The organism is Hymenobacter terrigena, assembly GCF_054776515.1.
The window spans coordinates 767,121-779,800 of record NZ_BAAHBU010000001.1 but is presented as its reverse complement, the minus strand read 5'-3'; the positions used below and the strand labels follow the sequence as shown (position 1 = coordinate 779,800).

General features: G+C 62.3%; 8 protein-coding genes. 2 read left to right on the top strand and 6 right to left on the bottom strand.

Annotated features, from left to right (window positions below; translation table 11 throughout):
* Positions 1 to 75: 75 nt before the first annotated feature.
* Entirely contained in the window at positions 76 to 936 is an 861-nt protein-coding gene (locus ACYU7Q_RS03090) for a DUF4197 domain-containing protein (protein WP_460607965.1), read from the bottom strand.
* A gap of 113 nt (positions 937 to 1,049) precedes the next feature.
* On the opposite strand from ACYU7Q_RS03090, the gene ACYU7Q_RS03085 reads away from it, so the two are divergent.
* Positions 1,050 to 2,351 carry a competence/damage-inducible protein A gene (locus ACYU7Q_RS03085; RefSeq protein ID WP_460607964.1) on the top strand — a complete coding sequence of 434 codons (1,302 nt, stop codon included), beginning with the start codon at positions 1,050 to 1,052 and terminating at the stop codon, positions 2,349 to 2,351.
* A gap of 191 nt (positions 2,352 to 2,542) precedes the next feature.
* Here ACYU7Q_RS03085 and ACYU7Q_RS03080 read toward each other — a convergent pair whose 3' ends face one another.
* From ACYU7Q_RS03080 to dnaG, 5 genes are all read right to left on the bottom strand, one after another.
* Positions 2,543 to 3,769 carry a bifunctional 3,4-dihydroxy-2-butanone-4-phosphate synthase/GTP cyclohydrolase II gene (locus ACYU7Q_RS03080; protein WP_460607963.1) on the bottom strand — a complete coding sequence of 409 codons (1,227 nt, stop codon included), beginning with the start codon at positions 3,767 to 3,769 and terminating at the stop codon, positions 2,543 to 2,545.
* A gap of 101 nt (positions 3,770 to 3,870) precedes the next feature.
* Positions 3,871 to 5,064 (bottom strand): glycosyltransferase, encoded by a 1,194-nt coding sequence (locus tag ACYU7Q_RS03075; RefSeq protein WP_460607962.1) that lies wholly within the window; start codon positions 5,062 to 5,064, stop codon positions 3,871 to 3,873.
* A 2-nt stretch (positions 5,065 to 5,066) separates the two neighbouring features.
* The gene (locus tag ACYU7Q_RS03070; RefSeq protein ID WP_460607961.1) at positions 5,067 to 6,296 is read right to left on the bottom strand and encodes a glycosyltransferase family 4 protein; all 1,230 of its coding nucleotides are present in this window, start codon (positions 6,294 to 6,296) and stop codon (positions 5,067 to 5,069) included.
* 105 nt (positions 6,297 to 6,401) lie between these two features.
* Complete coding sequence (locus tag ACYU7Q_RS03065) at positions 6,402 to 7,457, bottom strand: potassium channel family protein (protein ID WP_460607960.1); 1,056 nt, start codon at positions 7,455 to 7,457, stop codon at positions 6,402 to 6,404.
* A 75-nt stretch (positions 7,458 to 7,532) separates the two neighbouring features.
* The gene (dnaG, locus tag ACYU7Q_RS03060; protein WP_460607959.1) at positions 7,533 to 9,623 is read right to left on the bottom strand and encodes a DNA primase; all 2,091 of its coding nucleotides are present in this window, start codon (positions 9,621 to 9,623) and stop codon (positions 7,533 to 7,535) included.
* A 220-nt stretch (positions 9,624 to 9,843) separates the two neighbouring features.
* On the opposite strand from dnaG, the gene leuS reads away from it, so the two are divergent.
* The gene (leuS, locus tag ACYU7Q_RS03055; protein WP_460607958.1) at positions 9,844 to 12,627 is read left to right on the top strand and encodes a leucine--tRNA ligase; all 2,784 of its coding nucleotides are present in this window, start codon (positions 9,844 to 9,846) and stop codon (positions 12,625 to 12,627) included.
* Positions 12,628 to 12,680: the final 53 nt, after the last annotated feature.

The window sequence follows — 12,680 nt, the reverse complement described above, 5'->3', positions numbered from 1 at the left end:
TTCTGCCCCATAAAAAGCCCCGGCTGGAAATTCCAGCCGGGGCTTTTTCATGCAAATAATGCGGCAATCTGACGCCTAGCGGCCGAACACTGTTTTGAGGATGTCGCTGGTGCGGGCGGCGGGGTTTTTGCGGATTTTGGCTTCCTCGTTGGCCAGCAGGATGAACAGCCCATCCACGGCTTTCTGGGTGGTATAGTCGGCCAAGCTGAGGTTGACGGGCGTCATCAGCGGGATTTTGTTGTACTGGTTGGTGATGGTGGCGTAGGCACGGCCGGCCCCAACCTGGTCGATGGCGGCTTCGATGTCAGGGTGGAAAGCCGAAATCAGCTGCTGTTGCGTCGATTTGCGCAGGAATTGCGTAGCGGCATCAGTCTGGCCGCTGGTCACCAGCGTGAGGGCATCGGTGATGCTGATGTTGGTGAGGGCGTTGAGGAAAATGTCCTTGGCTTTGGGCGCGGCGGCCTCGGCGGCGCGGTTGAGCTGGGTTTCGAGCTGGGTGAACAGCGTGTTCATGCCCGGCAGGCGGCCCACGGTCGACTTCACAATGTCGAGGTCGGGCGGCGTGGGAATGTGAATGTCGTCATTCAGATTGAAGCCGTCGGGCTCCGAAGCGAACTGCACGGCCTTCACGATGCCCTTGTTGAGGGCTTCTTTGATGCCGGCGCTGGCCTGGGCCTCGGTGAGGGGCGCCGGGGCTGGCGTGGCTGCGGCCGCTTTGGTAGCAGCGGCTTTGGCAGCAGCAGCTTTGTCGGCAGCGGCTTTCGCGGCGGCGGCCTTGGCGGCAGCCGCTTTTTGGGCGGCGGTCTGGGTGGTGGTTTTGGTGGTGGTAGTTTTCTTGGTGGTCGTGGTTTTGGCTTTGGTTTGGGCGTGGGCCGCGGGTGCCACGGCCGCCAACAGGCCCGCTACCAACACAGAACCGGCAATGCGAGTAAACATGGAATAAACTGCTGCGGCGGGAAAACCGGAAGGCCCCTGTGGCTGTCCTTGGACCGCCGCTTGTGCAAATTGAAGACAATTTTGCGGCCAAACCTATTTTTTTCGCCCAACTCATGTCCACGGCCCAGCCCACCCCTGCCTCCAACGCCCCCCAACTTCCCCACGCCGCGCCGCCCGATGTCGAAATCATGACCATTGGCGATGAGCTGCTGTACGGCCAGGTTATCGATACCAATTCGGCCTTCATGGGCCAGGAGCTAGGCAAAATCGGCCTGCGCGTGCGGCAGATTTCCTCGGTTTCGGACCGAGCCGATGAGATTGTAGCGGCCCTCGACCAGGCCCGGCAGCGGGCGCGGGTGGTGCTCATCACCGGCGGCCTCGGCCCTACTAAGGACGACCTGACCAAGCACGTACTGGCCCGCTACTTCGGCTCCGAGCTGGTGATGCACGAGCCCACGCTGCGCCACGTGGAGGAGATTTTTAAGCGCTTCCAGCGGCCCATGCTCGACGTGAACCGCCAGCAGGCCCTGGTGCCGGCCAACTGTGAAGTGCTGCACAATGCCGTGGGCACGGCCCCCGGCATGTGGTTCAATGACCAAGGCACCATCTTCGTGAGCATGCCCGGCGTGCCCTTCGAAATGAAGCGCCTGATGACCGACCACGTGCTGCCGCGCCTGCAGGCCCAGTTCCACATCGCCCCCATCGAGCACGTAGTCATCATGACGGCCGGCCTGGGCGAGAGCTTTCTGGCCAAGCAAATTGAGGATTGGGAAGATGCCCTGCCCGCCAACATTAAGCTGGCCTACCTGCCCAGCTTCGGGGCCGTGCGCCTGCGCCTGACTGGTTCCGACGACGGCCTGCCCGACCTGCGCGGACGGATGCTGGCGCTGCTGCCCGCGTTGCGCGAGCGCATCGGCGAGTACATTTTTGCCGAAGAAGAAACCACCCTGGAAGCCGCCATCGGCAAGTTGCTGCTGGCCAAAAACCTGACCGTGGGCACCGCCGAAAGCTGCACCGGCGGCATGGTGGCTCAGCGCCTCACCAGCGTTTCGGGCAGCTCGGCGTATTTCCGGGGCGGTATCGTGGCCTACCACAACGACATCAAGCAGCAGGAACTTGGCGTGAAACCCGAAACCCTGGCCGAGTTCGGGGCAGTGAGCGATGCCACCGTGCGCGAGATGGCCGAGGGTGCCCGCCACCGCCTGGGCGTGGACGTGGCCGTAGCCATCAGCGGCATTGCCGGCCCCACCGGCGCCACGGAAACCAAAAAAGTCGGGACCGTGTGCCTCGCCTACGCCGACGCCACCCACACCATCAGCCGCGAGTACGTGCTAGACCGGGGCCGGGCGCTGAACACGGAATACGCCGCCCAATCAATGCTCACGATGCTGCGGCAGCAGTTGGCGCTGGGGTAGCGGAGAGCCGTTAGCGGAACAGCAGCCCCAGCGGGGTCGTACCCGGAGGGCGATACATCGGCAGTAATCGGCTAAAACAGCAGATGAAAGCCCCGGCAAGGCGTCACTCTTTGACTGAGTGTCGCTTCGCCGGGGCTTTGTCATTTCAATGGCCGGTAATTACAGCTGATATGCCACCCATCTAGGGCTCTCTATGCCGCCGGCGTTTCGGCCGGTACCACGTTCATAATAGTATGCCCCATTTTATCCCGCTTGGTGGCCAGGTACGCTTCGTTGTGCGGGTTCGAGTCGATTTCGATGGGCAGCGTGTCCACGATTTCGAGGCCGTAGCCGATGAGGCCGGTGCGCTTGCGGGGGTTGTTGGTGAGCAGACGCATCTTGCGAACGCCGAGGTCGCGCAGGATGCTGGCCCCCACGCCGTAGTCGCGCTCGTCGCCCTTGAAACCGAGTTCCTCGTTGGCCTGTACCGTGTCGCGGCCCTGCTCCTGCAGCTTGTAGGCTTTGAGCTTGTTGAGCAGGCCGATGCCCCGGCCCTCCTGGTTCATGTACACGATAACGCCACGGCCTTCGCGCTCAATCTGGCGCATGGCCTGGCGCAACTGCGGGCCGCAGTCGCAGCGGCACGAGCCGAAGATGTCGCCCGTCACGCAGGAGCTGTGCACGCGCACCAGCACCGGCTCGGGGCCGCTGATGTCGCCCTTCACCAGGGCCAGGTGCTTGGCCCCGTTCGAGTTCTGGGTGAAGGCATACAGGTCGAAATCACCTTCCTCGGTGGGCAACCGCACCGAGATTTCGCGGGTAATCAGGCTTTCCGTAGCGAGGCGGTACTTAATGAGGTCCTGCACCGAAACCAGCTTCAGTCCCCACTTTTTGGCCACGATTTCGAGGTCGGGCAGGCGGGCCATCTCGCCATCTTCCTTCAGGATTTCGACCAGCACCCCGGCCGGGGCCAGGCCGGCAAGGCGGGCCAAATCGACGGCTGCTTCGGTGTGGCCGGCGCGGCGCAGCACGCCCTCCTTACGGGCCTTGAGGGGGAAGATATGGCCGGGCTTGCCCAGCTCCTCCGGCTTGGTGGCGGGGTCGATGAGGGCCAGGATGGTCTTGCTGCGGTCCGAAGCGGAAATGCCGGTGGTCACGCCGTTCTTCAGCAAATCGACGGACACCGTGAACGGCGTGGCGTGCAGGGCCGTGTTGTGGCCCACCATCAGGTCGAGGCCCAGGGCTTCGCAGCGCTCCTCGGGCAGCGAGGCGCACACCAATCCCCGCCCGTGGGTGGCCATGAAGTTGATGATTTCGGGCGTGGCGCACTCAGCGGCGCAGATAAAGTCGCCCTCGTTTTCGCGGTCTTCGTCATCGACGACGATAACAACTTTGCCAGCCCGGATGTCGGCAATGGCGGATTCGATGGAGTCAAGCATGGGGTGGAGTATTTCGGCCCATAACAACGAGGGCGGGCGCAAAGTTAGCCCCCGTCGGCTGCGTCATTCCCAGCCGCCCTCGCGGTCCAGCGCAACAGGCATTATTTAGCCTGCTGAAACCGCTGCGTGGGCTGCCAAACCGTGGTTTTGATTCCTCGCAGGTAGCGCCAATAACCCAGCAGTAGCGCGGCATTCATGCTGTAGAAGTGCGTGATGAAGCGCAGCAGCCGAGGGTGGCGGCCCATGCGTTGCAGCGCCGAATCGAGCAGCAGCATTAGCGGCAGACCCAACTGACCCACCAGCGCCAACTGGAAAAACCACCCTGCCCCGCTCGCCACCAGCCCCACTGTGGCGGCTAGCAGCAACAGCAGCAATTGCGGCGTGCACCAGCGCAGCACCTTGTGCGACCACCATGCAAACGCCACCCCGCGCCACGGCGGCCACAGCAGCCGACGGAACTCGCGCAGGTTTTGGAAATTGCCGGCCGAGATGCGAGCCTTCCGCCGGAACTCCTCGGGCAGATGGTCCGACACGTCCTCGTAGCAGATGGCGTCCAGCTCGTTGATGGCCTGGTAGCCGTCGCGCAGCACGGCCATGGTGATGTAAAAGTCGTCGACCAGAAACTCGGCCGGAGCCGGGTGGTAGCAGGCGCGCCGCACCGCAAAGCAGCCGCCGAACGCGCCCATCATGGCGCCCCACACCACGCCTTCCTGGTATTTCATCAGGTTTTCGCGCTCCAGGTAAGCCTTTTCCTGGCCCGAAATTCCTTCGGCCCGGTGTTCGGGGTTGAGAATGTTGCCGCCTACCAGCCCAATGGCCGTGTTGTGAAAGTGTTTGACGAGCTCAAACAACGTATCAGGCGCGAAAAACACGTTTGCATCCGTCAGCACCAGCACCGGGGCCGTGGCCTGCCGGGCCAGGCGGTCAATCACGCCGGGCTTGCCGGTGCGCTGCCCGTAGGCTTCGAAGTGCAGCTGCGGGTATTTTTCGGCCAAAGCGGCCAGCAGGGCGTTGGTTTGGTCCGAGGAATTATCGGAGCCTACCAGCAGCCGCAGCCGGTCGAGCGGGTACGTGGTATCGAACGTGGAGCGGATTTTCTCTTCAATCACCGCCTCCTCGTTGTGCGCAGCCAGCAGGATATCCACGGCCGGCAGGTCAGCGGCGCCGGGCGGGTACACGTCCGGGTTTTGCCGGCGCCCACGGGCCAGCCACCCCAGCAGCACCGGAAACAGCACATAGGTATGCGCCACCAGCAGCAGGCAGCCCCAAAACACCAGCTGAAGTACAACAGTCACCATCAGCTAACCGGCACCGGCCGCAGCCGCTCGTATAAGCCCACGAATTGCTCGGTTACCCGGCGGCGGTCGTAGACGTGGGTGGCGGTGTGGGCGGCCGCCGCGCCAATGGCGGCCACGGGCATTTCTTGGCGGCCCCAGGCCCGGAGCGCGTCCAGCCACTCGGCGGCGGTGTCGCGCAGCACGATGTCGTGGCCGTCGCGCACGGCAATGCCTTCGGCCCCCAGCGTGGTGCTCAGCACGGCCTTGCCCAGCGCCATTGCCTCGATGATTTTGATGCGCATGCCGCCGCCGCTGAGCAGCGGCACCAGCATCAGCTCATACTGCTGCATGAAGTCTGGGGCCGACTCCACGAAGCCGTGCACGAACACGTTATCGGTGCGCGGGCGCAGGAGTTCGTCGGGCGTGCCGCTGCCGGCGATGTGCAGCTCCACATCGGGCATTTCGGCGTGGATGGTGGGCCAGATTTCGCGCAGCAGCCAGTGCAGGCCCTCCTGGTTGGGCAGCCAGTTTAGCGAGCCAATCATAAAGAGGGTGCGTGGTTTTGGTTTCACTGCCGGGTCGGGCCGGAAGCGCGTGAAATCGACGCCGGCGGGGATGAACACGACTGGCTCGGGGCAGCCTAGGGCTTGCAGCCGCTGGGCGTCGTCGTCGGTGATGGCGGCCACGGCATCGAACTGGGCCAGGTGGCGGCGCTCGAAGCGCGCCAGCCGGGTGGCCATATCGCGCAGGTAGAAGCGTCTAAGCGGATTCCGCTCGCGCCCGGCCAGCATCTGCCAAATGGTGTGCTCCAGGTTGTGGGCACGAAGCACCAGTGGCGGCACGCGCAGGCCGGCGCGCTCACTACGCCCCAGAAATTCGGCATACCAGGCGGCAAATGTGCCCTCAAACTGCACCGCGTCCACTGTTTCGTTTTGCAGAATCTCCAACAGCTTCTCTCCCACCTTCGGGCTGATAAACCGCTCCACAATGTAGGGCTGACGGCTCAGCAGCAGGTTTTTTAGGGCTTGCAGCGGCGTAATATCCGTATTCACGTCCACCGTCACCAACCGAAAATTAGGCCCCAGGTGGTCGAGCGCATCAGCTGGCTGGTGGTGCTTGGGCGTGTTGATGGCCAGCATGGTGACGCGGTGGCCGGCCTGCACCAGGCCCGCGGCCACGTCATACATAGCAATAGCCCCCCCGGTGGTGAGCGGGTAAGGAACGCGGGGGCAGAGTTGCAGAATGTGCATTGGGGAAATGTTGAGTTTTGAGGGTTGAGGGTTGAATGGTGGGCTTTGATGAGGTGGAAACGAATTGCCGAAACTCAACCCTCACCATTCAATACTCACCCCTCCTTACAGTTGCCGGAAGCGCACTTCGAAGTTTTCAATCTGCTCTTCGCTGCCGAGCACCAACAGCACGTCGCCGGCAATGGGCACGTAGTCCACGGGCGGGCTTACCAGCAGGGAGCCATCGGCCTGGCGCAGGCCGATGATGGTGGCACCCGTGATGGAGCGCACGTCGAGCTCGCGGATGCTGCGGCCGTGCAAATCGCGGCGGATTTGCTGGAACGTCATTTCTTCGAGGCGTAGTTTATCGGCGCTGAGGCCCGAAATCAGGTCCAGAAAGCGGATGACTTCGGGGCGCACCACCAGCTTGGCCATGTGCGAGCCGCCTATTTCGTCGGGCATCACCACCGAGTCGGCACCGGCCGACAGGAGCTTGCTTTCCGAGGTTTTGAGCGAGGCGCGGGCGATGATTTTCAGGCGCGGATTCAGCGCCCGGGCCGAGAGAGCTACGAATACGTTGTCGGCATCCTTGGGCAGGGAGGTGATGAGGGCCGAGGCCCGCTCCACGCCGGCTTGCTTGAGCACGAGGTCGGTAGTAGCATCGCCAAACACGGTGAAGATGTTGCCGCCGGGCACGCCGTCGCCGTCGTAATCCTCGCCGGTATGGCCTTCGGTGATGCTTTTCATCAGGTCCTGGTTCGACTCCACTACCACCACGCGGGCGCCGCTGGCCCGCAGCTCCTGATAGGCGCGGCGGCCGTTGCGGCCAAACCCGCACACAATGACGTGGCCGCTGAAACGCTTTATCTCCTGGTCGGTTCGAATCATTTTGTAAATTTTGCGCAGCTCGCCGTCAAAGATAAAGGAGGAGAAAACCGACACGAGGTAGGCCACCACCACCAGGTTGTAAAGGATGTAGATGGAAACGAACAGCCGGCCGGCCTCCGAAAACGTGTGAATTTCGCCAAAGCCCACCGTGGCAATGGTCGTCACCGTCATGTAAAACGCGTCGATGGGGCCGTAGTGCTCGATGTAGGTGAAACCCGTCATGCCAATGACCAGGCTGGCCACGGTGAGCACGACGGCCAGAATCAGGCGGTTGATGTTGAGGCGTTGGAGCATTTTTTAGGATTGGGACCTCAAAGAAACGTCATGCTTCGCTGCGCTTGGCATGACGTGCGGGTAAATGACGTTCCATCAGGTGCCCCGCGCCACCACCGTGCCCAGCAGCGCGGCCAGCTCATTATCCAGCTCCTTGAGCCGCTTGATGTCGCCCAGGATTTCGAACATTTCGGCGTCTTCCAGGGGGTGGCGCAGTTTTTCGAGGCACTGGTCAAGCTCGCGCTGCACGTGCACTTTGTTGAGGCGCAGCACGGCGTTGTCGCAGGCCAGCTGGGGCAGGTCGACTTCGTTGAAGACGTAGATTTCCTTGGTGCGCCAGTTGGGGCTGATTTCGTAGCGCTCGGTGGCCAGGTCGGTTATGAGCTGGCGGATGTCTTCGCGCTCGTTCTGGGCCAGCAGGCGGGCATCGGGGAAACGGCCGGCCAGGAGCTCCTGCCGGCAGATTTCCCACATCTCGGCGTAGAGCGGCTTCTGAAGTGGGTACTCGCCGAGCTGGCCCATAAGGTAGCCGGCCACACTCATCTCACCATCAATCTCGCGGCCGGCGTAGAGCACCAGCAGGCGCAGTACCTCGCGCTCGCACACCTGGAGCATGTCGGGGATTTCTTCCTCTTCAGCAGCCTTTTTCGGAGCTGAGGCGAACGAAGCTCCCGGTAATTCAGCGGCCTCGGCGCCACCGTACATCAGCATTTCGGCCTCTTCCTCGTCGGTCATCGGGCGCGGCGCGGGGGCCGAGCGCGGGTTGGAACTGGGCGGAAAGCCAGTATTGGCACTGCCGGCACCGTTGCCGTAGTTGCCCCGGTTATCAGGCTGGCCGCTGGGCTTGCTCTGCTGGCTGGGCGACTTGACGAGCTTGTTGTACTCCGTGATGAGCACCTGCTCATCGATGCCGAACGTGCCCGAAGTCTGCTGCAAAAACACCTGCCGCTTAATGGCATCCGGCACTTTGGCGATGCTGTGCAGCACGTCGCGGATGGCCTCGGCCTTCTTCACCGGGTCGCCGGAGGCTTCGCGGGCCACGAGCGTGGTTTTGAAGGTAATGAAGTCCTGGCTTTTGGTTTCGATGTACTCGGTGAAGCGCTGGTCGCCCACTTTGCGGATGTAGCTGTCGGGGTCGTCGCCGTCGGGAAACAGCACCACGCGCACGTTCAGGCCGCCTTCGAGCAGCAAGTCCGTGCCGCGCAGCGAGGCCTTGATGCCGGCCGCGTCGCCGTCATACAGCACGGTTACATTGTCGGAATACCGCTTGATGAGCCGAATCTGGCCTTCCGTGAGGGAGGTACCCGACGAGGCCACCACGTTTTTGATGCCGCCCTGGTATAGACTTAGCACATCGAGGTAGCCTTCTACCAAGTAGCATACCTCCTGCGTCCTTATCGCTTGCCGGGCCTGAAACAGCCCATACAGCACGTCCGACTTGTGGTAAATCTCTGACTCGGGCGAGTTCAGGTACTTCGCCATCTTGTCGTCGCGCTTCAGGGTGCGCGCCCCGAAGCCCACTACCCGGCCGCTGATGTTGTGAATCGGAAACATCACGCGGCCCCGGAACCGGTCGTAGCGACGGCCGGTGTCCTTGCCCTGGTCGTCGGTTCTGATTACCGTCAGGCCGGTTTTTTCCAGGTATTTCTTATCGAAACCGGCCGTTTCGGCGGCTTTCATCAGGTCGTCCCAGCTATCGAGCGAGTAGCCGAGCTCGAAGGTTTGGATGGTGCTCAGGTTCAGGCCCCGCTCCTTGAGGTAGCCGTAGCCGATGCTCATGCCCTCCTCGGAGTTGAGCAGCAGGCGGTGGTAGTGGTTTTTGGCGAAGTCCGAGACGATGAATTGGGAATCCCGCTCGTTCTGCTCCAGCTGCTGCTGGGGCGTCTTTTCCTCTTCCTGAATTTCGATGGCGTACTTCTTGGCCAGGTATTTCAGGGCCTCCACGTAGCTCGTGCCCTCCACGTCCATCACGAACTGCACCACGCCGCCGGCCTTGCCGCAGCCGAAGCATTTGTACAGGCTCTTGGCCGGGTTTACGGAGAAGGACGGGGATTTTTCGTTGTGGAACGGGCACGGCGCCCACAGATTCTGGCCCTTGCGCTTGAGCTGCACGAAGTCGCCGACAACTTCCACGATGTCGGCGGTCTGGATGATGTGGTCAACTAACTCTTTGGGGATGCGGGCCATCGGGGGCGGGATAATCGGCTTTTTCTGTTTAGAACGTCGTGCAGAGCGCAGCGAAGCATCCTGCTTGCCGTCGCTTATCTAGTCGTTCAACGAAGCGGGCAAGATGCTTCGCTGCGCTCTGCATGACGCGCTAGATTTAACGGTCATGCGTCGCAACACAACAAATTTCGCCCTACTTTCTCCTACGTCCTACCTTTGCCCGGAATAAACTCCGCGCAAGATGCCCGCATACCGCCCCGAAGAAATTGAAAAGAAGTGGCAGGCCCACTGGAAAGCGCACAGCACTTTCCGCACCGAGAACCACTCCGATAAGCCCAAGTACTACGTGCTCGACATGTTCCCCTACCCCTCCGGGGCGGGCCTGCACGTGGGGCACCCGCTGGGCTACATTGCCTCCGATATCGTGACGCGCTACAAGCGCCTGCGCGGCTTCAACGTGCTGCATCCCATGGGTTTCGACTCCTTTGGCCTGCCCGCCGAGCAGTATGCCATCCAGACCGGCCAGCACCCGGCCATCACCACCGAGAAGAACATCGAAACCTATGTGCAGCAGCTCAGCAGCCTCGGTTTCAGCTACGACTGGAGCCGCGAAGCGCGCACTTCCGACCCCAGCTACTACAAGTGGACGCAGTGGATTTTCCTCAAGCTGTTCAACTCCTGGTACAACCTCGACACCGACCGCGCCGAGCCCCTCACCGCCCTCACCGCCCGCTTTGCCGAGAGCGGCAGCGTCGGCATTCGCGCCGCTGGCGATGACGGCGACCGTCACGACTTCACTGCCGGCCAGTGGTCCATGTTCAGCGAGAAGCAGAAGCTGGCCGCCGTGCTCCCCTACCGCCTCGCCTACCAGCAGGACACCTACGTGAACTGGTGCCCCGGCCTGGGCACGGTACTTTCGAACGACGAAGTAAAAGACGGCCTCTCAGAGCGCGGCGGCTTCCCCGTCGAGCGCCGCCTCATGCCCCAGTGGAACCTGCGCATCACCGCCTACGCCGACCGCCTCCTCCAGGGCCTCGACCAGCTCGACTGGCCCGATGCCGTGAAGGAAATGCAGCGCAACTGGATTGGCAAGAGCATCGGGGCCGAAGTTACCTTCCCGGTGCAGGGCCACGAAAACGCCCAAATCAAGGTCTATACTACCCGCGTCGACACTATATACGGTGCTACTTTCCTGGTGCTGGCCCCTGAGCACGAGCTGGTGGACGAACTCACCACGCCCGAGCAGCGCGCCGCCGTGGACGAGTACATTGCCGCCACCAAGCGCCGCTCCGAGCGCGACCGCATGACCGACGTGAAGGCCGTGTCCGGCGTCTTCACCGGCGCCTACGCCCTGAACCCGGTGAACAACGAGCCCGTGCCCATCTGGCTGGCCGACTACGTGCTGGCCGGCTACGGCACCGGCGCCGTGATGGCCGTGCCCAGCGGCGACCAGCGCGACTACCTGTTCGCCAAGCACTTCAACCTGCTCATCCCCGCCATTTCCGATGCCCAGCAGGGCCTCGACCAGCAGGCCGACCCCACCAAGGAAGGCCGCTACATCAACTCCGGCATCATCAACGGCCTCACCTACAAGGAGGCCACGCAGAAGCTCATCGCCTTCCTCGAAGAGAAGGGCCTGGGCAAGGGCAAGGTGAATTTCCGCCAGCGCGACGCCATTTTCGGCCGGCAGCGCTACTGGGGTGAGCCCATTCCGATTTACTACAAGGACGGTACGGCCTACGGCATCGCCGAAAGCGACCTGCCGCTGGTGCTGCCCGAAATCGACGAGTACAAGCCCACCGAAACCGGCGAGCCGCCCCTCGGCCGCGCCCAAAACTGGCTCTACCGCGGCCAGTACCCCTACGAGCTGAGCACCATGCCCGGCTGGGCGGGCTCGTCGTGGTACTACCTCCGCTACATGGACCCCGCCAACGAAGCCCGCTTCGTATCGGAGGAAGCCGAGCAGTACTGGGGTAGCGTGGACCTCTACATGGGCGGGGCCGAGCACGCCACCGGTCACCTGCTCTACGCCCGCTTCTGGTACCTGTTCCTGAAGGACCTGGGCCTCGTCAGCAGCAACGAGCCGTTCCAGAAGCTGATTAACCAGGGAATGATTCTGGGCCGGTCGAATTTCGTGTACCGCATCAACGGCACCAATAAATTCGTGACGCTGGGCAAAAAAGACCAGTACGAAACTACAGCCTTACACGCCGATGTCAACATCGTTGACAACGATGTGCTCGACGTAGAAGCCTTCAAGAAGTGGCGTGAAGACTACGTGGACGCGGAATTTATTCTCGAAGACAACGGCACCTACGTTTGCGGGGTTGAAATCGAGAAGATGTCGAAGTCGAAGTACAACGTGGTGAGCCCGGACGTCCTGATTGGCAAATACGGCGCCGACGCCCTGCGCCTCTACGAGATGTTCCTCGGCCCGCTGGAGCAGTACAAGCCCTGGAACACCAACGGCATCAGCGGCGTGGGCGGCTTCCTCAAGAAGTTCTGGCGCCTCTTCCACCCCGAAGACGGCCCCCTGGCCGTGACTGATGAGCCCGCTACGCCCGCTGAGCTTAAGGTGCTGCACCGCGCCATCCAGAAGGTGCAGGAAGACATCGAGAAGTTCAGCTTCAACACCTCCGTCAGCCTGTTCATGATTACCGTGAACGAGCTCACGTCCCTCAAAACCCACAAGCGCGCCATTCTGGAGCCGCTCGTGCTGCTGGTGTCTCCGTATGCCCCGCACCTGGCCGAGGAGCTATGGCAGGAGCTGGGCCACGCGGCCGGCAGCATCTCCACGGCAAGCTACCCCGAGTTCCGCGAAGAATTCCTGGTGGAGGAAAGCGTCACCTATCCGCTGGCCATCAACGGCAAGGTGCGTGAGCAGATGCAGTTCGCCGCCACCGCCACCGCCCCCGAGATTGAAACCGCCGTCCTTACCTCCGATTTCCTGGCCAAGCACGGCGAAGGCAAAGCCGCCAAAAAGGTGATTGTGGTGCCCGGCCGCATGGTGAACGTGGTGGTGTAAATCCACCGATTAATTTACTAAAAACAAAAAGTCCGCTGGTGATTCCAGCGGAC

Excerpts from the sequence above, each read along its gene's own strand:
- ACYU7Q_RS03090 (WP_460607965.1), bottom strand. The coding sequence starts at position 936 with ATGTTTACTCGCATTGCCGGTTCTGTGTTGGTAGCGGGCCTGTTGGCG.
- ACYU7Q_RS03085 (WP_460607964.1), top strand. The coding sequence starts at position 1,050 with ATGTCCACGGCCCAGCCCACCCCTGCCTCCAACGCCCCCCAACTTCCC.
- ACYU7Q_RS03080 (WP_460607963.1), bottom strand. The coding sequence starts at position 3,769 with ATGCTTGACTCCATCGAATCCGCCATTGCCGACATCCGGGCTGGCAAA.
- ACYU7Q_RS03070 (WP_460607961.1), bottom strand. The coding sequence starts at position 6,296 with ATGCACATTCTGCAACTCTGCCCCCGCGTTCCTTACCCGCTCACCACC.
- ACYU7Q_RS03065 (WP_460607960.1), bottom strand. The coding sequence starts at position 7,457 with ATGCTCCAACGCCTCAACATCAACCGCCTGATTCTGGCCGTCGTGCTC.
- dnaG (WP_460607959.1), bottom strand. The coding sequence starts at position 9,623 with ATGGCCCGCATCCCCAAAGAGTTAGTTGACCACATCATCCAGACCGCC.
- leuS (WP_460607958.1), top strand. The coding sequence starts at position 9,844 with ATGCCCGCATACCGCCCCGAAGAAATTGAAAAGAAGTGGCAGGCCCAC.